The 19589-nt window shown below is 72.2% G+C and carries 18 protein-coding genes; 5 read left to right on the forward strand and 13 right to left on the reverse strand.

Translation table 11 applies throughout. The features are described from left to right. Position 1 precedes the first annotated feature (1 nt). From cobA to OG472_RS11760, 7 genes are all read right to left on the reverse strand, one after another. Entirely contained in the window at positions 2-1219 is a 1218-nt protein-coding gene (gene cobA / locus OG472_RS11730) for a uroporphyrinogen-III C-methyltransferase (RefSeq protein ID WP_401609295.1), read from the reverse strand. A 266-nt stretch (positions 1220-1485) separates the two neighbouring features. After that, entirely contained in the window at positions 1486-4677 is a 3192-nt protein-coding gene (cobT, locus tag OG472_RS11735) for a nicotinate-nucleotide--dimethylbenzimidazole phosphoribosyltransferase (RefSeq protein ID WP_405941386.1), read from the reverse strand. Positions 4678-4950: 273 nt separating this feature from the next. After that, entirely contained in the window at positions 4951-6153 is a 1203-nt protein-coding gene (gene cbiE, locus OG472_RS11740; RefSeq protein ID WP_405829353.1) for a precorrin-6y C5,15-methyltransferase (decarboxylating) subunit CbiE, read from the reverse strand. A 76-nt stretch (positions 6154-6229) separates the two neighbouring features. Further along, positions 6230-6919, reverse strand: coding sequence for a GNAT family N-acetyltransferase (locus tag OG472_RS11745; RefSeq protein WP_405941387.1), 690 nt, complete (start codon positions 6917-6919; stop codon positions 6230-6232). 237 nt (positions 6920-7156) lie between these two features. After that, on the reverse strand, positions 7157-8020 hold the full coding sequence (locus OG472_RS11750; protein ID WP_405829357.1) for a MetQ/NlpA family ABC transporter substrate-binding protein: 864 nt from the start codon (positions 8018-8020) through the stop codon (positions 7157-7159). A 109-nt stretch (positions 8021-8129) separates the two neighbouring features. Next, positions 8130-8798, reverse strand: a complete 669-nt coding sequence (locus tag OG472_RS11755; RefSeq protein WP_319723288.1) for a methionine ABC transporter permease — start codon at positions 8796-8798, stop codon at positions 8130-8132. Next, on the reverse strand, positions 8795-9850 hold the full coding sequence (locus tag OG472_RS11760) for a methionine ABC transporter ATP-binding protein (protein ID WP_401609280.1): 1056 nt from the start codon (positions 9848-9850) through the stop codon (positions 8795-8797). The genes OG472_RS11755 and OG472_RS11760 overlap by 4 nt, the downstream gene beginning before the upstream one ends. A gap of 579 nt (positions 9851-10429) precedes the next feature. On the opposite strand from OG472_RS11760, the gene OG472_RS11765 reads away from it, so the two are divergent. Both OG472_RS11765 and OG472_RS11770 read left to right on the forward strand, forming a co-directional pair. After that, a complete protein-coding gene (locus tag OG472_RS11765) occupies positions 10430-10798 on the forward strand; it encodes a hypothetical protein (protein WP_319723286.1) in 369 nt (122 codons plus the stop codon). Continuing rightward, on the forward strand, positions 10791-11213 hold the full coding sequence (locus tag OG472_RS11770; protein WP_401609277.1) for a hypothetical protein: 423 nt from the start codon (positions 10791-10793) through the stop codon (positions 11211-11213). The genes OG472_RS11765 and OG472_RS11770 overlap by 8 nt, the downstream gene beginning before the upstream one ends. A gap of 109 nt (positions 11214-11322) precedes the next feature. Here OG472_RS11770 and OG472_RS11775 read toward each other — a convergent pair whose 3' ends face one another. The 3 genes from OG472_RS11775 to OG472_RS11785 all read right to left on the reverse strand — a co-directional run bounded on the left by OG472_RS11775 (position 11323) and on the right by OG472_RS11785 (position 13694). Then, positions 11323-11829, reverse strand: coding sequence for a GNAT family N-acetyltransferase (locus OG472_RS11775; RefSeq protein WP_383572935.1), 507 nt, complete (start codon positions 11827-11829; stop codon positions 11323-11325). A 37-nt stretch (positions 11830-11866) separates the two neighbouring features. Then, the gene (locus tag OG472_RS11780) at positions 11867-12457 is read right to left on the reverse strand and encodes an RNA polymerase sigma factor (RefSeq protein WP_401609274.1); all 591 of its coding nucleotides are present in this window, start codon (positions 12455-12457) and stop codon (positions 11867-11869) included. Positions 12458-12530: 73 nt separating this feature from the next. Beyond that, positions 12531-13694: a glycerophosphodiester phosphodiesterase gene (locus OG472_RS11785; protein ID WP_405941388.1), complete on the reverse strand. Its 1164-nt coding sequence runs from the start codon at positions 13692-13694 to the stop codon at positions 12531-12533. Between the two features lie 333 nt (positions 13695-14027). Here OG472_RS11785 and OG472_RS11790 point away from each other — a divergent pair, with 333 nt between their 5' ends. Further along, positions 14028-14651, forward strand: a complete 624-nt coding sequence (locus tag OG472_RS11790; RefSeq protein ID WP_401609696.1) for a lysophospholipid acyltransferase family protein — start codon at positions 14028-14030, stop codon at positions 14649-14651. A 13-nt stretch (positions 14652-14664) separates the two neighbouring features. Here the strand turns inward: OG472_RS11790 and OG472_RS11795 are convergent, their stop codons facing one another. The 3 genes from OG472_RS11795 to OG472_RS11805 all read right to left on the reverse strand — a co-directional run bounded on the left by OG472_RS11795 (position 14665) and on the right by OG472_RS11805 (position 18302). Further along, positions 14665-16140, reverse strand: coding sequence for a membrane-associated oxidoreductase (locus OG472_RS11795; RefSeq protein WP_405941389.1), 1476 nt, complete (start codon positions 16138-16140; stop codon positions 14665-14667). 69 nt (positions 16141-16209) lie between these two features. Further along, positions 16210-17754 (reverse strand): MFS transporter, encoded by a 1545-nt coding sequence (locus tag OG472_RS11800; RefSeq protein WP_405941390.1) that lies wholly within the window; start codon positions 17752-17754, stop codon positions 16210-16212. Continuing rightward, positions 17751-18302, reverse strand: coding sequence for a TetR/AcrR family transcriptional regulator (locus tag OG472_RS11805; protein WP_401609266.1), 552 nt, complete (start codon positions 18300-18302; stop codon positions 17751-17753). The genes OG472_RS11800 and OG472_RS11805 overlap by 4 nt, the downstream gene beginning before the upstream one ends. An 89-nt stretch (positions 18303-18391) precedes the next feature. Between OG472_RS11805 and OG472_RS11810 the strand changes: the two genes are divergently transcribed. Together OG472_RS11810 and OG472_RS11815 are read left to right on the forward strand one after the other, a co-directional pair. Beyond that, positions 18392-18907, forward strand: a complete 516-nt coding sequence (locus OG472_RS11810) for an HAD domain-containing protein (protein ID WP_405941391.1) — start codon at positions 18392-18394, stop codon at positions 18905-18907. A 233-nt stretch (positions 18908-19140) separates the two neighbouring features. Then, positions 19141-19566: a hypothetical protein gene (locus OG472_RS11815; protein ID WP_401609263.1), complete on the forward strand. Its 426-nt coding sequence runs from the start codon at positions 19141-19143 to the stop codon at positions 19564-19566. The last annotated feature ends 23 nt before the right edge of the window (positions 19567-19589 follow it).

Consider the following 19589-nt stretch of genomic DNA (forward strand, 5'->3'; position numbering starts at 1 on the left):
GTCAGGCGCTGGTGATGGGGGCGTTGACGCGGACGACCTCGCCGATGACGATGACGGCCGGCGGGCGGACCTCCTCCGCCCGGACCCGCTCGCCGACCGTGGCGAGGGTGGCGTCCACCCGGCGCTGGGTGGCGGTGGTGCCCTCCTGGACGACGGCGACCGGGGTGTCGGCCGCGCGCCCGTGCCGCACGAGCGCCTCGGCGATCAGGCCGATCTTGTCGACGCCCATCAGGATCACCAGGGTGCCGGTGAGCTTGGCGAGGGCGGCCCAGTCCACGAGGGAGCGCGGGTCTTCGGGCCCGACGTGCCCGCTGACCACGGTGAACTCGTGCGCCACACCGCGGTGGGTGACCGGGATGCCGACGGCGCCGGGCACCGAGATGGAGCTGGAGATGCCGGGCACGACGGTGCACGGGATCCCCTCCGCCGCGAGCGCCTGGAGCTCCTCCATGCCGCGGCCGAAGACGTACGGGTCCCCGCCCTTGAGCCGGACCACGGCCTTGCCGGCCTTGGCGTGCTCGATCAGCGCGTTGTTGATGGCCTCCTGGGCCATGAAGCGGCCGTACGGGATCTTCGCGGCGTCGATGACCTCGACGTGCGGCGGAAGCTCGTCGAGCAGGTCACGGGGGCCGAGGCGGTCGGCGATGACGACGTCGGCCTCGGCGAGGAGGCGACGGCCGCGCACGGTGATCAGGTCCGGGTCGCCGGGCCCGCCGCCGACGAGGGAGACGCCGGGGGTGCGGGGACGGGCGGCCGTGAGGGTGCCGTCGCGCAGCCCCTCGACGACCGCGTCCCGGACGGCGGCGGAGCGGCGCGGGTCGTTGCCGCTCAGCACGGCGACGGTGACGCCCTCCACGCGGCCGGTGGCCGGGGTCCAGGCGGTGGCGGCCTCGGCGTCGTCGGCCCGGACGCACCAGACCCGCTCGCGCTCGGCCTCGGCGGAGGCACGGTCGTTGGCCTCGCGGTCCCGGGTGGCGATGAGGGCGTACCAGGCACCGGCCAGGTCGCCGTCCTCGTAGCGGCGGCGCTCCCAGCGGATCTCGCCGGTCTCGGCCATGGCGTCCACGGAGGGGGTGGCGGAGGGCGAGACGAGCAGGACGTCGGCGCCGGACGCGATGAGCGAGGGGAGGCGGCGCTGGGCGACCTGGCCGCCGCCGATGACGACGACGCGGCGGCCGGCGAGTCGGAGACCGACGGGGTACGCGGGGTGTTCGGCCATGGCGATGCGGCTCCTGATGCGGCGGTCGTTCTGTCATGCCGCTGCGGCTTTGGAGCGGCGGGGTGCGTGGGTGGTGCGTGCGGCGGGGCTGACGTGCGGTTTCTCGTGCGGGTCCACGATACGGCCCGGCGGGGGCGGGGGCGCGGGGCGGGCCCTGCGGGCGGCTTTCCCCTACCCGCCCCTTCCCGAAACGGGGGCTGCGCGCCAGACCCCGCCCCTCGAACGCCGGAGGGGCTGGGGTTGGCTGCTGCCGTTCGCCGCAGGGGCTACTTTTCCGTGACGCCCGCCGAGTCGAAGGTGGCCACCTCGTGCATCGCGCGGGCCGCGCTCTGGACCAGCGGGAGGGCCAGCAGGGCGCCCGTGCCTTCGCCGAGGCGGAGGTCCAGGTCGACCAGGGGGCGCAGGCCGAGCTTGTTCAGGGCGGCCACGTGGCCCGGCTCCGCGCTGCGGTGGCCCGCGATGCACGCCGACAGGGACTCGGGGGCGATGGCGCGGGCCACCAGGGCGGCCGCACCGGCGCTGACGCCGTCCAGGATGACCGGCGTGCGCAGGGAGGCACCGCCCAGGAGGAGGCCCACGATCGCCGCGTGCTCCAGGCCGCCGATGGCCGCCAGGACGCCGACCGGGTCCGCCGGGTCGGGCTGGTGGAGCTCCAGGGCCCGGCGGACGACCTCGACCTTGCGGGCGTGCGTCTCGTCGTTGATGCCGGTGCCGCGGCCGGTGACCTCCGCCGGGTCGACGCCCGTGAAGACCGAGATCAGGGCGGCGGAGACCGTGGTGTTCGCGATGCCCATCTCACCGGTGAGCAGCGCCTTGTTGCCGGCCGCGACGAGGTCGCGGGCCGTCTCGATGCCCACCTCGATCGCCGCGATCGCTTCCTCGCGGGTCATCGCCGGGCCGGTGGAGAGGTCGGCCGTGCCGGGCCGGACCTTGCGCGGGAGCAGACCCGGCGTGGCCGGAAGGTCACCCGCGACGCCGACGTCGATGACGCAGACCTCCGCACCCACCTGGTTCGCGAAGGCGTTACAGACCGCGCCGCCGCCGAGGAAGTTGGCGACCATCTGGGTCGTGACCTCCTGGGGCCACGGGGTGACTCCCTGGGCGTGGACCCCGTGGTCGCCCGCGAAGATCGCGACCGCTGCCGGCTCCGGGATCGGCGGCGGGCAGACCCGGGAGAGGCCCGCGAGCTGCGCCGAGATGATCTCCAGCATGCCCAGGGCCCCGGCGGGCTTGGTCATGCGCTTCTGGCGCTCCCAGGCCTCGCCGAGCGCCTTCGCGTCGAGCGGGCGGATGCTGGCGACCGTCTCCGAGAGCAGGTCGTGCGGCTCCTCGCCGGGCAGCGCGCGGCGCCCGTACGTCTCCTCGTGGACGACCCAGGACAGCGGGCGGCGCTGGGACCAGCCGGCCTGCGCGAGCTCGGGCTCCTCGGGGAACTCGTCGACGTAGCCGACGCACAGGTAGGCGACGACCTCCAGGTGCTCCGGCAGGCCGAGCTCGCGGACCATCTCGCGCTCGTCGAAGAAGCTGACCCAGCCGACGCCGAGGCCCTCGGCGCGGGCGGCGAGCCAGAGGTTCTCGACTGCGAGGGCCGCGGAGTACGGGGCCATCTGCGGCTGGGTGTGCCGGCCGAGGGTGTGCCGGCCGCCGCGGGTGGGGTCGGCGGTGACGACGATGTTCACCGGGGTGTCGAGGATGGCCTCGATCTTGAGCGCCTTGAACTGCTTCGCCCGGCCCTTGGGCAGGGACTTCGCGTAGGCCTCGCGCTGGCGCTGGGCGAGCTCGTGCATCGCCCTGCGGGTCTCGGCCGACCGGATGACGACGAAGTCCCACGGCTGGGAGTGGCCCACGCTGGGCGCGTGGTGCGCGGCTTCCAGGACGCGGAGCAGCACCTCGTGCGGGATGGGGTCGGTGCGGAAGCCGTTGCGGATGTCGCGGCGCTCGCGCATGACGCGCAGGACGGCCTCGCGCTCGGCGTCGGCGTATCCGGGCGCAGCCTCGCCCTGGTGCTCGCCCGCCTGCTCGCCTGCGGCGGGCTCGACCGGGGCGAGCGCCTCGGCCTCGGCCTCGGCCTCGGCCGGAGCGACCGGCTCGGGCTGGGCCACGGCCGGCTCCGGCTGGACCGGCTCGGCCACGACGGCCTCGACCGGGGCCACGGGCTCCGGCGCCACCTCGATCAGCTCGGGCTCGGCGGGCTCCTCCTGGGCGACCGGCTCGGGCTGGGCCGCGGCCGGCTCCGGCTGGACCGGCTCGGCCACGACGGCCTCGACCGGGGCGACGGGCTCCGGCGCGACCTCGGCCGGCTCCGACGCGATGGGCTGGACGGGCTGGACGGGCTCGGGCCGGTCGGGCTCGACGGCGACGGCCTCGACCGGGACGACCGGCTCGGGCTGCGCCACGGCCGGCTCCGGCTGGACCGGCTCGGCCACGACGGCCTCGACCGGGGCCACGGGCTCGGGCCCGACCTGGACCGGCTCCGGCGCGACGGGCTCGGGGGCCTCGGCCGCCGCGGGCGCCTCGGCGACCACGGGCTGCTGCGCGGGCTGCTCGGGCTGTCCCGGCTGCTCGGGCTGGACCACCGTTTCTGCGGGGACGGCGAGCGGCTCCGGCTCCACGGGCTGCTGCGCGGGCTCGGCGGCCTGCGCGGGCACGGCCTGCGGCACGGCGACCGGCTCCGGCGAGGCGACGGGCTCCGCCGCCCACGGCGCACCGGCCTGCGGCGGGATCTCGCCCGGCTGCGGGACGGAGGCCGCGACGGCCTCGGCGCGCGGGACGTCCAGGTACTCCGGGCCCGTGGTCGGGGGCCCCGCCTGGTGGAGCGGCACGGGCGCCACCGGGGGGCTCAGCACGGCGGCCATCTGCGCGGCCGGCGCAGGGCTCGCGGCCGGGCCGCGGTCGGCGAGGGAGCGTACGACTCCGCCGTTGGCCTCGGGCACGGCCGGGCCCATGTGCAGCGGGCGCCGCACGGGGGCCGCGGGGGCCGCCGGGGTGGCGGGCGGCGGGACGACGAGGCCTCCGAGGTCGAGCGCGCCGGAGTCACGGCCGCCCGCCTCGTGCGCGCCCGCGCTGTAGCCGGTGTCGGGGAAGGAGGGCTGGGGGAACTCGGGGTACGCGGCGGGCTGGGGGTACGCGGGCGGCTCGCTGTACGCCGCCGGGGCCCCGGGGTAAGCGGGCTCGGCGCCGTAGGACGCGTCGGTGTACTGCGGCTCGGGGAGCTGGGGGTCCACGGGGAAGACGGGGGCCGGCGGGACGACCTGCGGGTCGCTCCACGCGCCCTGGCCGCTCGGCATCAGCAGCAGTTCCTCGTCCTCCGGCTCGGCCGGATTGTCCATGAGGTCCTGGAAGGCGTAGCCGCCGGGAATCGGTGCCGGGATCTGGACCGGAGCGGGGACGCCCTGCTGATCCACCATGCCCGCACTGTCCGGGAGACCCTCGCCCGGTACCTGGCCGGTGTCAGTCATGCTTACCCCTCGCCCATCGGTTCTGCCTCGTCGGTCGCCCGGTCGCCCACGAGGCCTCCAAGCGGAGTTGCCGTGCGGGGCCGGCGTGCGACGAGTCCGTCTCACATACGCCTGCACGACAACCAGTAAGCATTGTCGCGCCCGTTAGCCATCGTGGCGGCCATAACCGCCACGGTCCTCTGTGGACTGCGCCACGTCGCGCGTTCCGGCGGTGTCGCCATGCCCGGAACGCGGGGCAGTACGACGATCGGCCAGCCTACCCCGGCCCTCGTCTCAGCGGGTCACAGGGCGTTCTGCCGACAGGAGGAACACCACGGAACGGTCCTGTTCAGCCCAGGTGCGGGGGTCGAGGGCGACGGACTGGAGCAGGGCGCACTCGACGGCGTACCCGTGTTCGGTGAGGGTGCGGCCGATGGCCTCCGCCTCGTCGCGGGTGGAGGCGTGGCTGACGATCCGTTCGGGGCGGCGGTCGGCGACGGCCGCGACGACCTCGGCCCCGCCGCCGCCGACGCGGACGACGTCGGGCTCGGGCAGGTTCTCCAGTACGTGCGGTGCGCGCCCGGCGACGACCTGGAGCTGCACTCCGCGCTTGCGGGCGGCGGCAGTTACGCGGTCGCAGGCGCGCGGGTCGGCGTCGACCGCGATGACGGCGGCGCCGAGGGCGGCGGCGTCCACGGCCACGCCGCCGGAGCCGGCGCCGATGTCCCAGACGAGGTCGCCGGTGCGCGGGCCGAGCCGGGCGAGCTGGGCCGCGCGGAGCTGCGCCGACTCCCCTTCGCCCGCGTCGGGCTGCGGGCGGGCCCAGCCGCGGTCGCCGGAGTGGGCGGCGCCCTGACCGAGCAGCCAGCCCGGTTCGGCGGCCGGGGCCTGTCCGGCGCCGCCGATGACGATGACGACGTTGGGGTCGCGCCAGCTGTGGTCGGCGGCCTTGTCGGAGGTGAGGACGCTCACCTGCTCCCGGTCCGTGCCGAGTTCCTCGCAGACGACGAAGGTGCGGTGGACCCCGTCGAGGAGCAGGGCGAGTTCGGCGGGGCCGGCGCCGGGCGAGGTGAGGACGGCGACCTTGGCGTGGGCGCGGCAGACGTTGACGGCGCGGCGCAGGGTGCGCGGGTGGGCGACGACGACCTGGGCGTCGTCCCAGGGCATGCCGGCGCGGGCGAAGGCGGCGGCCACGGAGGAGACGGCCGGGACCACCTCGACCTCCAGGCCGTGCTCGGGGGCGCGCAGGGTGCGTACGACGCCGAAGAAGCCGGGGTCCCCGTCGGCGAAGACGACGGCGGTGCCGCGGTGGCCGGCGATGCGGCGGGCGGCGAGGCCGAGGCTGCCGAGGCGGATGCGTTCGGCGGTGGGCGGGACCTCGGGGAGGGTGAGGTGGTGGGCTGCGCCGGCCACGAGGGTGGCGGCGGAGAGCGCGGACCGGGCGGCCGCGGTCAGGGGCGAACCGTCCCAGCCGATCACCGTGACCCGGTCGGCCATCGTCGTCAGTCTCCTGGTGTGGGGGCGGGGGGAGCTTCGTCGGGGGCGGGCACGGTGAGACTACCCGGTCATCGGTTCAGTTCCAGTCGGCGCCGACGGCGCGGCCGTGCGCGTCGGCCCGCTGCCCGAAGGCGGTGCTGCCTGCGTATCCGTCGTAGGAGTCGAAGCCGTCGTATCCGTCGCCTTCGTCGAGGTCCTCGGGGACGAGGCTCCAGACGATCAGGTCGGTGCGGGTGTCGGTCCAGCCTCCGTCGGGCGTCTGCGTGCGCACTATCCACGCGTTGCGGAGCACGCCTTCGCTGATGCAGCCGATCTTCTGGGCCACCTGCTGGGAGGCGGTGTTGTCGGCGGCGGTGCGCAGTTCGAGGCGCTCGAACCCCTGGTCGCGGAAGAGCCATTGGGCGACGGCCAGGACGGACTCGCTGGCGTAGCCCTCGCCGCGGGCCCAGGGGGCGGTGACGTAGCCGACCTCGGTGGCGCGGGTGTGCCAGTTGGTGTTCTGGAGGTGGACGATGCCGACGAGGCGCTGGGTGAGGAACTCGGTGACGGCGAAGACGATGCCGCGGCCCTCGGTGCGTTCGGCGTGGGAGTCGCGGGTGGCCCACCCGTGCGCGTCGGCGTGCGTGTAGGGGTGCGCCACGGTGGTCCAGGCGGTGACGTACTCGTCGTTCATCATCTCGGTGAGCGCGGTGACGTCCTCTTCCTCGAAGGGGCGCAGCACCAGCCGGTCCGTGCTGATGGTGACGTCCGGGAAGGTGGTAGTCATGCGCAGCTCCATGCCTGAGAAACGTGGTGCGACCGTGGTGCGATGCGACCGTGGTGGGGGACCGTTCTTGCGGGCCGCCTCCACGGGTCGTAGGCCACAGCATGCAGCATCGACCGGGGGATGTGCAGGGCCGGGTTGCCCGGAAGCGGGCAGAGCTCGGCCCCGCGCGCCGTCAGGGGCGTGCGGGGCCGAGATTCCTGACTGCGGGGCCGGGCCCGAGGGCCGGTCGGCCCCGGCTCAGGAGGCCGGGGTGCCGAAGGCCGGGACGACCGAGCCCTGGTACTTGTCCTCGATGAACTTCTTGACCTCGTCGGAGTTCAGCAGCTTGGCGAGCTTCTGGATCCGCGGGTCGTTCTGGCTGCCTTCCTTGACCGCGAGGAAGTTTGCGTAGGGGTTGCCCTCGGCCTTCTCCAGGATCAGCGCGTCCTTGGCGGGCGACAGCTTGGCCTCGAGGGCGTAGTTGCCGTTGATGACGGCGGCGTCCACGTCGTTCAGGGCGCGCGGGACCGTGGCGGCCTCCAGCTCCTTGAACTCCAGGCCCTTCTTGTCGGTGATGTCGGACAGCTTGGCGCTGGTGCCGACACCCTCCTTGAGGGTGATCAGGTTGTTCGCGGCGAGCAGCTGGAGCGCGCGGCCCTCGTTGGTGGTGTCGTTGGGGACGGCGATGGTCTGGCCGGCCTTGATGTCCGCTATCGCCTTGACCTTCTTGGAGTAGAGGCCGAGGGGCTCCAGGTGCACGTTCACGACGGGCACGATGTGCGTGCCGTTCTTCTTGTTGAAGTCGTCGAGGTACGGCTTGTGCTGGAAGAAGTTGCCGGCGACCTGGCCCTGCTCGGTGGCGGTGTTCGGCAGGACGTAGTCCGTGAACTCCTTGACGTCGAGCTTGAGGCCTTCCTTCGCCGCGAGGTTGTCCTTGACGAAGTTCAGGATGTCGGCGTGCGGGCTCGGGGAGGCCGCGATGACGAGCGGCTTGCTCTCGTCGGTCTTGCCGCCGTCGGCCTTGTTGGAGGACGGGTCCGAGGAGCTGCCGCAGGCGGTGAGGCCGAGGGCGAGCGCGGTGGCCGTGGCGGCGAGGGCGGTGAGCTTGATGTTCTTACGCACGAAGAGTGCCTTTCTGGCTGAACAAGTACCGAGACTTGCTGGTGGTGGCCCAAGCACGACAAGTGCGGGCTCTGTGGGGTGGGAAAGTCGGGGCGGCTTGTGGGGCCGGTCAGGCGGTGCGGCCGCGGCGGGCCAGGAGGCGGACCACGCCGTCGCCGACCAGCTGGATCACCGTGACGAGGACGATCAGGACCGCGACGGTGGCGACCATGAAGCCGGTCTCGAAGCGCTGGAAGCCGTACGTGATGGCCTTGGAGCCGAGTCCTTCGCCGCCGACGGCGCCGGCCATGGCGGAGTAGCCGACGAGGGTGATGACGGTGGTGGTGACGCCGGCGACCAGCGAGGGCAGGGCCTGCGGCAGGAGCACCTTGCCGACGAGGGTGGGGATGCCGCCGCCCATGGACTCGACGGCCTCGATCAGGCCGTGGTCCACCTCCCGGACGGCGGTCTCGACGAGCCGGGCGAAGAAGGGGACGGCGCCGATGGCCAGCGGGACGATCATGGCGGTGGGGCCGATGAAGGTGCCGACGACCGCGGTGGTGACCGGGATCAGGAAGATCAGCAGGATGATGAACGGCAGCGAGCGGCCTATGTTCACGATCACGCCGAGGACCTTGTTGAGCGGCTGGTTCTGCAGCAGGCCGCCCTTGTCGGTGAGCACCAGGAGGATGCCGATGGGCAGTCCGCCGAGCACGGTCACCAGCGTGGACCAGAGCACCATGTAGAGGGTGTCGTAGGTGCCCTGGGTGAGCAGGGGCTGCATTTCGGACCAGGTCACTTCGCACCATCCTTGACCAGCGCGGCCAGTTCGTCGTCGATCTCGTCGGCCCCGTCGATCACGTCGACCTGCAGGCCCTGCTCGCGCAGGAAGCCCACCGGCACGACGTTGTCCTCGTAGCGGCCGGGCAGTTCGATGCGCATGCGGCCGATCAGCCGGCCGGCGACGGTGTCCATCGCGGCGCCGAGGATCGAGATGTCGATGTTGTACGTGCGCGAGAGCTGCGAGATGACCGGCTGGGCGGCGGCCTCGCCGTGGAAGGTGACGTCGACGACGGTGCGGTCGGGGCCGGTGGCCGCGCCGGTGACCGGGAAGAGCTCGCCCGCCAGCTCGGAGCCGGGGGTGGCGAGCAGTTCGGCTACGGTGCCGGACTCGACGATCCGGCCGTTCTTCATCAGGGCGGCCGAGTCGCAGACGGTCTTGACCACGTCCATCTCGTGCGTGATGAGCAGCACGGTGAGGCCGAGCTGCTGGTTGAGGTCGCGCAGCAGCTTGAGGATGGAGCGGGTGGTCTCGGGGTCCAGGGCGCTGGTGGCCTCGTCGGAGAGCAGCACCTTGGGGTCGCCGGCCAGGGCGCGGGCGATGCCGACGCGCTGCTTCTGGCCGCCGGAGAGCTGGGTGGGGTAGGCCTTGGCCTTGTCGGCGAGGCCGACCAGGTCGAGGAGTTCGAGTGCCTTGCGGGAGCGCTCGCGGCCGGAGACGCCGAGGATTTCCAGGGGCAGTTCGACGTTGGCCTGGACGGTGCGCGAGGACAGCAGGTTGAAGTGCTGGAAGACCATGCCGATGCGGCTGCGGGCCTCGCGGAGCTCCTTGCCGGCGCGGCGGCCGCGGCCGGCGAGCGCGGTGAGGTCGACTCCGTCGACGCTCACGGTGCCGGTGGTGGGCCGCTCCAGCAGGTTCACGCAGCGGATCAGGGAGGACTTGCCGGCGCCGCTCTGGCCGATGACTCCGTACACCTCGCCCTCACGGACGTGGAGATCGACGCCGTCCAGGGCGGTGACCTCGCGGCCACGGGACTGGTAGACCTTCGTGAGGCCCGATGTGGTGATCACAGGATTTCCGTCGCTGTCGAGTGCACGGCGCAGCGGGGTGCCGGGCACGGGGCAAACATCTGGGGACGCGATACGGGACGAACCGTCAGAAAACGATGGCTTGGTCGCATGCGCGGGGCAGGAGTGAGCCGTGCTGTTCATCAGCTGGTGACGTTCTGGCGCGGCCGGTCTCGCTTCGGGGCGCGAGGCTCAGGAAGGGGCCCTCAGAAGGCGCACATTCGACACATACAACGAGCACCGGGCGTCATCGTCGCCTCGGTCGCAAGGGTGCGGCTGCTCGTCGTGGTCATGGGCCCAAGTAAAGCAGACGTCTCCCGTGACCGATCAATGAAGTCCGGATAGCGGACGCTTTTCGCCCGCATAGCGGACGGCACCGGCGCGTACCGCTTGCCGCACTCCCGCCCCTGACCTGCGCCGACGTGGCCCAGAAGCACGCACGTCCGGACCGGTCCGGAGGCCGGCGGGACGGGCCTTTGTGGTCAAGACCACGGTCCGCGCACCGCGCGCGGCCAACGGGAGCGCGGGGCCGGCGGAAGGGGCGCGCGCATCGGATCTTTCGGCCCGTAATACCCTCGCTGCATGCTCGACGCCCTGACGGTCGCCATAGGCGTGGCCGCACTCGCCCTCGCCGCCTGGTGCGGCCACGCCGCATGGCGCGACCAGCCGACCAAGGACTGGCACTTCATCGGCATGGCCGTCGTGACCGTGCTGGTCCTGGCCCAGTTGGTGATCGGCCTGGTCAAGCTGGGCCAGGGCGAGAAGCCCGACGAGGGCACGGTGATCTTCGTGTCGTACCTGCTGGGCGCGTTCGCCGCGGTGCCGGCGGCCGGAATGCTCTCGCTGACCGAGCGGACCAAGTGGGGATCGGTGACGGTGGCCGCCGGCGCGGTCGTCCTCGCCGTCCTCGAAGTACGGCTCTACGACATCTGGGGAACCGCCGGTGCCTGACGCTGAGACGAAGACCGCCACTCCCGCCGGGCGCAAGCGGCTGGTCTCCGGGCCCGGGCTGCTGCTGGTGTGGCTCTACGGGGTGATGGTGGTGGGCGCGGTCTCGCGCTCCGCCTTCCAGATCTCCACCGAGTTCGACAAGGCGCCGCTCGCGTACTCGCTGTCCGCCGTGGCGGCGCTGGCCTACGCCTTCATCACGTACTCGCTGGTGCGCGGCGGGGAGACGGCCCGCAAGGCGGCGCTGGTCTGCTGCGCCGCCGAGCTGGCGGGCGTACTGGCGGTGGGCACCTGGACCCTCGTGAACCCCGACGCCTTCCCCGACACGACCGTGTGGTCGGCCTTCGGGATGGGGTACCTGTTCATCCCGGTGATCCTGCCGATCACCGGGATGCTCTGGCTGCGCACGAAGCGCTGAGCGAACGGGCGCAGGACGACCGGGCGCAGGACGACCGGGCGCAGGACGACCGGGCGCAGGACGACTGCGGACCGACCGACTGCGGACCGACCGACTGCGGACCGACCGACTACGCGCTGACCGTGAAGTCGGTCGGGTCCTTGGCCTCCTTCTCCAGGATCACCAGCTGGATCCCGTCGGAGGCCGTGCGGCCGCCGACCTTGACGTAGCCGGCCTTGCGGTAGAGGCGCAGGTTGGACTCGCTCTTGTGCCCGGTGTGCAGGCGGAAGCGGGTGGTGGTGCCGGGGCTCGCGAGGGCCTCCTCGACCGCGCGCAGCAGGCGCGCGCCGAGTCCGTGGCCCTGCAGGCGCGGGTGGACGCACAGCTTGGCGATCTTGCCGGTGCCGTCCTCGTCCACGCTGCCGCGCACGGTGCCGACGATCTCGTCGCCGAGCCGGGCCACCAGGACCGTGTCCGCTGCCAGCTCTCCCTTGAGGGAGTCCAGGGACTGGGTGAGCGGCTGGATGAGGTAGTTGCCGTACAGCTCGGCCTCGCGCTGGAAGGCCAGGTACTGCAGTTTGAAGATCTGCTCAGCGTCCTCGGCAGCCGCCGCCGAAATGGTCACGCTCATGCCCATGTGCGCATGCCTCCAGCTCACCTGGTAGCCCGTTGGTCTACCGCTCCTTTCCCCGAAGGCCAGGAGCCGCAACCTCTGCAGCCAGCATTCTGCGCAGACATCCCAGGCATCGGGAACGGACGGGCCCCAAACTTCCTTGTGAGATACCCAACTCTCCTGCGATTTCACGGTAAGTGAGGTCTCTGGGCGAAAGAAATGCCTTCATCAGTTCGGGACAGCGTCCGGGCAACCGGGCGACCGCCGATCGGAGTGCGCGGTTCGCCTCCCCGTGCAGAAGGGCGTCTTCCGGTTCGGCCCCCGCGGCCGGTTCGCGTCCGACCGCCGGCTCGCGTCCGACGGCCGGCTCGTCTCCCGCGCTGTCGCCGGCCGGCGGGCCGTCGTACGGGACCTCCCGCCTGGCCCGGCGCCGGGCCAGGCGGGCCTCCGCCCGTACCGCCCGGCGCAGCCAGCGCGCCGGTTCCGCCGGCTCGGCGGGATCGGGGGCGCGCCGGCCGCTCTCCAGCAGCCTGACCCAGACGGCTTGTTCCAGGTCGGCCGCGTCCACTCCGGTGCCCGCGGCCTCCGCGGCCGCCTCCGCGGAGAGCAGCGGGCCGAGCTTCTCAAAGAGGTCAGCCTTCAGCAGGTCCATGCCGGGCGGGACGAGTGGGCCGGGCCCGGCGGTTTCCCCGCCGGGCCCGGCCCACTCGTTCGGGAAGGCGCGCTCAGCCGTTGACGGGGCGTCGGCCGGGGCGGAAGGCCTCGGCCGCGAGCAGGCCGGTGTCCGGGTTGTCGGTGAAGATGCCGTCGATGCCCTGTTCGAAGTACGTCCGGAAGGCGGCGAGGGCATCACCGTAGGCGGCCGGGTCCGTGCCCTTGCGGTACTCGGCCGGCAGGAAGCTGTTCTCGTTGCGCGCGGTATAGGGGTGCAGCACCAGACCGCGCGCGTGGGCGTCCTTCACCAGGGTGGTCGGGGCTCCGAGCCGGCCGTCCGCCGTGCGCGGGAGGATCAGGTCCATGGTCGGGCCGATGCCCTGGGCGAAGCCGGCGATCCACTTCAGGCCCTCGGGCTTGACCAGGTCCGCGACCGTCCGCGGGTCCTTGGCCTGTTCGAAGTCCCAGGGGCGCGTGTTCGCCGCGGAGAGCAGCACCACGCGGGGCGCGGAGACCAGCCGGGAGAGCCGCTGGATGCTGGAGGGCTCGAAGGACTGGAGGAAGACGGCCGCATCGCGGCGGTCCCGTCCGTAGCGGCGCAGCAGCTTGGCGAGGGGCTCCTCCAGGCCGAGGCCGAGGCCGCGGAAGTAGCTCGGGTGTTTGGTCTCGACGTGCAGCCAGACCCTCTTGCCGCGCCGCTTGCCCTCGCGGTCGGCCCAGCGCAGCACCTCCTCGAAGGTGGGCACGGCCCACTGGCCGTCGTAGAGCGTGTTGCGCTGGCGGACGGCGGGGATACGTTCCTTCGCGCGCAGGGTCTTCAGCTCGGCGAGGGTGAAGTCCTCGGTGAACCAGCCGGTGACGGAGACACCGTCGACGGACTTGGTGGTCCGCCGCGCCGCGAACTCCGCGTGGTCGGCGACGTCGGTGGTGCCGCCGATCTCGTTCTCGTGGCGGCACACCAGGTGCCCGTCCTTCGTCGGGACGAGATCCTGCTCCACGACGTCGGCGCCCAGGTCGAGGGCCAGCTGGTAGGAGCCGAGCGTGTGCTCCGGCCGGTAGCCGCTGGCCCCGCGGTGGCCGATGACCGTCGGGTGGGGGAGGTCCCGGTGGCCTCCGTCGCCGTGCCCGCCGCTCGTGGCGGACGCCGGTCCCGCCGCGAGTCCGGTGATGCCTCCCCCGGCCGCCAGGACGGCCGCCCCCAGGACCGTGCGCCGCGCTGCCCCACCCTGTGTCATGAGTGCCACTCCTCGTCGTCGCGAAGGTCCGCGGTCCCGGAATCTGCAATGTCCCGGCATGTCGCGGCACCTGATCGGCGTGCCGATGGTAGGCAAAAGGGGGTGGCCGCAGGGGGTGCGGCGACGGCACATCCGGGGAACTTGGCGGAAACGTGTGTCAACACTGCGTATCCGACACGTGAACCCGATGTGCGCTCGGACCTGACCCGCGAGTATCGTCCTCACCTGCACCACCGCCGTGTGGTGAGTGCGAGAACCCCGCTTTTCGATGCCGGAGGGCCCACGTTGTTCCGTACGAAGCTCATCAAAGCCACTGTCGGACCGGTCGTGCGCATGATGTTCCGCACCCGCGTGGAGGGCCTCGAGAACATCCCCGGCTCCGGTCCGGTGATTCTGGCGGGCAACCACCTCACCTTCATCGACTCCATGATCATGCCGCTGGTGTGCGACCGCACGGTCCACTTCATCGGCAAGGACGAGTACGTGACCGGCAAGGGCATCAAGGGCCGCGCCATGGCCTGGTTCTTCACCGGGTCCGGCATGATCCCCGTCGACCGTGACGGGGCCAACGGCGGGGTCGCGGCCCTGATGACCGGCCGCCGGATCCTCGAAGAGGGCAAGATCTTCGGCATTTACCCCGAGGGCACCCGCTCCCCCGACGGCCGGCTCTACCGCGGCCGCACCGGCATCGCCCGCCTGACCCTGATGACCGGCGCTCCCGTGGTCCCGTTCGCGATGATCGGCACGGACAAGCTCCAGCCCGGCGGCGCCGGCATGCCGCGCCCGGGCCGCGTCACCGTCCGTTTCGGCGAGCCGATGGAGTTCTCCCGCTACGAGGGCATGGACCGCGACCGCTACGTGCTGCGCGCGGTCACCGACTCGGTGATGGCCGAGGTCATGCGGCTCTCCGGCCAGGAGTACGTGGACATGTACGCGACCAAGGCGAAGGCCGCCTAGTCCCCCGGCGTTCCTACTGCCGCCGGAGTGACCGGCTGACGCCCGCCGCCGTGGTGGTGGCGAGGATCCAGCCGGTCACGATCAGCAGGTACGAAAGCCACTGGTACCAGCCGCTCGGCGCGTAGGCGGACTCCTGCCCGAAGCCGATGATCGGCAGCATCAGGTCGATCGTGTAGAAGACCGCGTTGAAGTCGGGGGCCTCCCCCGTCTTGAGCGGCCGTGGCGGGGCGAGTCCGTAGGCGATCGTCCCGGTCAGCAGGAGCGCCAGCAGCCAGCCCGTGGCCCGCAGCGGCCGGAAGCCGTAGCCGACGGTGGCGTCCTGGAGCAGCCCCCAGAGCCGGGCGTGCCGGGGCAGGGTGCGCCGGTGGCGGCGCAGCTTGGCGAGCAGCACCGTGCGGGCGCCCGCCTCGTCCCCCGCCGTGCGGTAGGCCGCGGCGAGCTGCTCGTAGGCGTACGGGAGGTAGCCGGACTCCTCGCGCTCCAGGGCGGGCAGCCGCTCCTCGGCCGGGAGGTGCGGGGCCAGCGTGCGGTAGGTCAGGCCGTCGATGCGGATCTGATCGGGCCAGGTCTCGGTCGGTATGTGCAGCATGTCGACATGGGAGCGGCGCAGATTGATCATGCCCTGGATCCGGTCGCAGCCGCGCAGCCACAGCTCGCCGATGGTGCAGCTGGAGGCACGCAGGGCGGTTCCGCCGGGGTTGGCGAATACCGCGCGGGCCAGGTTGAGCTGGCCGGGTATCCGGGCGCCGCTGAGATTGACCATGCCGCGGGCCTCCATGCGGTGGGCCCGCAGGTCTGTTCCGACGGACAGGGTCTCGGCGTGCAGGGCGATGCCGTCCGGGGTGAGCAGACGGGCGTTGTCGAGGCTGACCTGGCCGCCGACGACGGCGCCGTTGAGGCGTAGCTGGCCGTGGATGGTCAGGTCGTTGGCGATGATGTCGGTGCCGATCTCCACGTGGTTGAGCTGGAGCGGGGGCTCGTCCGCCTCCTCGCCCGCCGCGGGGCCGACCACCGCGCCCTGGAGGAAGAGGCCGCCGGATATCTTGGCGCCCTGGAGCCGGACCGGGCCGGTGATACGGCAGCAGGAGAGCCTCAGGACCACGTCGACGCGCACGGTGGCCGCGGTGAGGCCGGGCAGCGTGGAGTAGCCCAGGACGAGGGCTTTCAGCTGGGCGCCGTACAGGAGCGGTTTGCGTTCGAACCAGCAGTCGCGAAGCCGGATCGGGTAGTCGATCACCGCGTAGCGCAGGTCGAGCTTGCCGACGATCCTGGCACCCTTGACCTTCAGGCCGGCGACCTGGCCCGGCTCGGCCCGGCCGGCGCCCAGCAGCAGGGCCCGGAGCACCTCGGCCCGGACGGTGCGGTCCGGCCCCCAGCCGGCCCCGTCCACGGAGCTGTCGTCGGGGTGCTCGCGGAAGTCGACGCCCTCACCGCGCGGGAAGGCGTCCCAGATGCGGCGCTCGGCCGGGGTCAGGTCGTTGATCTCCATCGCCGGGATGGTGTCCCGCGCTTCGACGGGCTGTCAACTCCGTTCGGGACAGCACCCTCTGGCGGGACGTCAGTGCTCGATGCCGTCCTGGAGCCGCTGGCCCTTGAGCAGGAACCAGGCGGCCGTGGCGGTGGCCAGCAGCACGGCTGCACCGACGCCGGAGGCCAGGCGCAGGCCGTCGACGAAGGCGTGCTGGGCGGCGCCCACCATCTGCGTGGCGGTGGCCGGATCCAGTGACTTGGCGGCCTCGACCGCGCCGCCCAGGGATTCGTGCGCGGCGTCGGCCACCGGTCCGCCGGCGGCGGCCGGGGCGGTGAAGCCCTGGTAGACGCCGGTGACGATGGAGCCGAGCAGGGCGATGCCGAGGGCGGCGCCGAGTTCGTACGCGGTCTCGGAGACGGCGGAGGCCGAACCGGCCTGCTCCTTGGGCACGCTGGAGAGGATCACGTCGGCGGTGACGGTGAAGGAGAAGCCCGCGCCGAGGCCGACGACGAGCAGGGCCGCGCCGAGCAGCGGGTAGCCGGTCTCCTTGTGGATCAGGGTCAGGACGGCCAGGGCCAGGCCGATGGCACCGAGGCCGCCGGCCACGATGGACCGTACGGAGTACTTGCGGGCGTAGTTGCCCGCGATCAGGCCGGTGACCACCGCGCCGACGGCGGCGGGCAGTTCGGCGAGGCCGGCCTCCAGCGGCCCGCGCCCCTGCACGAGCTGGAGGAACTGCGAGAGGAAGAAGACCAGTCCGGAGAGGCCGAAGACGGTGAGCAGGTCGGCGAGGACCGCGCCGGAGAAGCCGCGGTGCTTGAAGAGCCGCATGTCGAGCAGCGGGGACGGCAGGGTGAACTGGCGGCGGACGAAGGCGTACAGGGCGCCCGCGCCGAGCCCTGTGGTGGCCACGACCTCCCAGGTCAGGCCGTGGGTGGCGACTTCCTTGACGGCGTAGACCACGGCGATGACGCCGACGAGGGAGAGGCCGACGCTGACCAGGTCCCAGGGGCCGGCGACCGGGTTCTTGGACTCGGGCAGCAGCTTGATGCCGACGAGGACCAGGGCGATCATCACGGGGAGGTTGATGAGGAAGACCGAGCCCCACCAGAAGTGCTGGAGCAGGGCTCCGCCGACGACCGGGCCGACGGCCGCGCCGGCCGAGGCGGTGGCGCCCCAGATGCCGATGGCGAGGCTGCGCTCCTTGGGGTCGTGGAAGATGTTGCGGATCAGCGCGAGGGTGGACGGCATCAGGGTGGCGCCCGCCACGCCGAGCAGGGCCCGGGCGACGATCATCATCTCGGGGCTGGTCGCGTAGGCGTTGAGGACCGAGACGGCGCCGAAGGCGGTGGCGCCGACGAGGAGCAGCTTCTTGCGGCCGATGCGGTCACCGAGGGAGCCCATCGACACCAGGAGTCCGGCGATGACGAAGGAGTAGATGTCGCCGATCCACAGCAGCTGGGTGCCGGACGGCTTGAGGTCTTCGCTGAGTGAGGGTGTGGCGAGGCCGAGGACCGTGGCGTCGACCGCGACCAGCAGCACGGCCAGGACGAGCACGGAGAGCGCGAGCCAGCGGCCGCGGCTCTTCTCCTCCACCCCCGTCTGACGTATCAGCTGTTCGGTACGGCTCATTTCTCCACACTCCGTCTGGCGCCACCGAGCAGCAGCTCGGTGATCATGTACTGAAAGTCCTTGGCGGCGACCCGGCCGTCCATGACGGCCCAGGCGCAGCTGCCGATGAGGCCGTAGAGGGCCTCGGTGAGCCAGGCCGGGCTCAGGTCGATCCGGATGTCGCCCTCTTCCTGGCCGCGCCGGAACAGGGCGGTGACGCGGGCGTCGAGCCGGGCCCATCCCTCGTGGATCTGGTCGCCTTCGAACAGCTGGTTCTCGGTGACGAGGAAGGCCAGCAGTTCGGCGTTGGGCTCGGCCTCCGCGACGAGGCGTCTGAGCGCCTCCACGGCCGTGCCCTCGTCGAGGCGGGCGTTGTCGAAAGCCACCTCGAACTCCCGGATGCCGAGTTCTTCGAGGGCCCGTACGAGGGCGTCGCGCCCGGCGAAGTGCCGGTGGAGGGTCGCGCGCCCGATCCCTGCGGCGCGGGCGACCTCGTCCATCGTGGCGGTCGATTTGCGGGAGAGCAGGGCTGCGGCGTCGCGGAGCACCTGGTCACGATCCATGGCCATGAGACAAGCATACCCCGAATGAGACGTCACTGTCTCATTCTCGCGAAAAATGGGCTGCCTCACAGGCGGCCGGAAGGGACTCTGAGCCGATGAAGCCACTGCTGCTGATCGATGTTGACGGACCACTGAACCCCTACGCGGCCAAGGCCCAGCGCCGCCCCGAGGGCTACACCACCCACCGGATGCGGCCGACGGGCTGGAGGGAGGCGGAGAGCGCGAAGCCGTTGCGGGTCTGGCTGAATCCCGCCCACGGGGAGGAGCTGCTGGCGCTGGCGGACGCGTACGAACTGGTGTGGGCCACCACCTGGAAGGACGAGGCGAACGACTGGATAGGCCCCCACCTCGGCCTGCCCCGGCTCCCCTTCATCGACTGGCCGTCGATGCACGGCCGCGCACCGCGCGGCACCTTCTGGAAGACCCAGTACGTCCTGGAGTACGCGGGCGGCCGGCCCTTCGCCTGGATCGACGACGACATCGGGGCCATGGACCACGAGTACGTCGAGCAGCACCACCCGGCGCACGCGCTGCTCCTGCGCATCGACGAGCGGATCGGCCTGACCAGGGAAGACTTCGACACCCTGACGACCTGGGCGGACTCATTGTGATTCGATGACTACTACCCGTGTTCGCGCGGATGATGCGCAGTCGTCAACGAACCGCGCCGGAAAATCCCCCATCGAACGAACGCTCCCCTTTCCGGAGGCTCTGATCATTTGGAGTGACCGTGCCCGCGAGGCCCTCCCCGGCCGGTGCGGGAAGCGGGAGGCTCCTCCCCAGTGAGCCCTTACCCGGGGCGGGTTCACCTGCACCGAGTCCTTCTTTCGGCAGGGAGAGAACCATGAACGCATCGACGAAGCTGGCCCTCGGGGCCGCCGCGATGGCACTGACGGTCGGCGGCGCGGTCGCCGTGTCCTCGGCGTCGGCCGAGCCGCACCAGGCGGCCCGGGCGGCGGCCACCACCACTGCCTGGGCCAAGGTCTCCGCGTCCGGACAGTTCCTGGGTGTGCAGGGCATCACCGGGACCGTCAACCACTTCGGCAACGGCCGCTACAACATCACCACGACGTCCAACATCAACAACTGCGCCCTCCTGGGCACCATCAACACCAACGGCGGCAGCGACCCCGGGCCGGGCAGCTCGTCCATCCTCGTCGGCCAGGTGAACGCGAACACGATCTTCGTCCGCACCGCGACCCCGTCCGCGGGCGGCAACGCCGCCGTGGACAGCGACAGGCCGTTCTCGATCAGCATCGTCTGCCTGTAACGCCGAAGGGGCGGGGGAGCCCA

Source organism: Streptomyces sp. NBC_00207, from assembly GCF_045160965.1.
In the GTDB taxonomy this organism is placed as follows: domain Bacteria; phylum Actinomycetota; class Actinomycetes; order Streptomycetales; family Streptomycetaceae; genus Streptomyces.

Excerpts from the sequence above, each read along its gene's own strand:
- OG472_RS11810 (WP_405941391.1), top strand. The coding sequence starts at position 18,392 with ATGAAGCCACTGCTGCTGATCGATGTTGACGGACCACTGAACCCCTAC.
- OG472_RS11780 (WP_401609274.1), bottom strand. The coding sequence starts at position 12,457 with ATGGACCTGCTGAAGGCTGACCTCTTTGAGAAGCTCGGCCCGCTGCTC.
- OG472_RS11765 (WP_319723286.1), top strand. The coding sequence starts at position 10,430 with ATGCTCGACGCCCTGACGGTCGCCATAGGCGTGGCCGCACTCGCCCTC.
- OG472_RS11785 (WP_405941388.1), bottom strand. The coding sequence starts at position 13,694 with ATGACACAGGGTGGGGCAGCGCGGCGCACGGTCCTGGGGGCGGCCGTC.
- OG472_RS11775 (WP_383572935.1), bottom strand. The coding sequence starts at position 11,829 with ATGGGCATGAGCGTGACCATTTCGGCGGCGGCTGCCGAGGACGCTGAG.
- OG472_RS11800 (WP_405941390.1), bottom strand. The coding sequence starts at position 17,754 with ATGAGCCGTACCGAACAGCTGATACGTCAGACGGGGGTGGAGGAGAAG.
- OG472_RS11795 (WP_405941389.1), bottom strand. The coding sequence starts at position 16,140 with ATGGAGATCAACGACCTGACCCCGGCCGAGCGCCGCATCTGGGACGCC.
- OG472_RS11745 (WP_405941387.1), bottom strand. The coding sequence starts at position 6,919 with ATGACTACCACCTTCCCGGACGTCACCATCAGCACGGACCGGCTGGTG.
- OG472_RS11805 (WP_401609266.1), bottom strand. The coding sequence starts at position 18,302 with ATGGCCATGGATCGTGACCAGGTGCTCCGCGACGCCGCAGCCCTGCTC.
- OG472_RS11815 (WP_401609263.1), top strand. The coding sequence starts at position 19,141 with ATGAACGCATCGACGAAGCTGGCCCTCGGGGCCGCCGCGATGGCACTG.
- cobT (WP_405941386.1), bottom strand. The coding sequence starts at position 4,677 with ATGACTGACACCGGCCAGGTACCGGGCGAGGGTCTCCCGGACAGTGCG.
- OG472_RS11790 (WP_401609696.1), top strand. The coding sequence starts at position 14,028 with ATGATGTTCCGCACCCGCGTGGAGGGCCTCGAGAACATCCCCGGCTCC.
- cbiE (WP_405829353.1), bottom strand. The coding sequence starts at position 6,153 with ATGGCCGACCGGGTCACGGTGATCGGCTGGGACGGTTCGCCCCTGACC.
- cobA (WP_401609295.1), bottom strand. The coding sequence starts at position 1,219 with ATGGCCGAACACCCCGCGTACCCCGTCGGTCTCCGACTCGCCGGCCGC.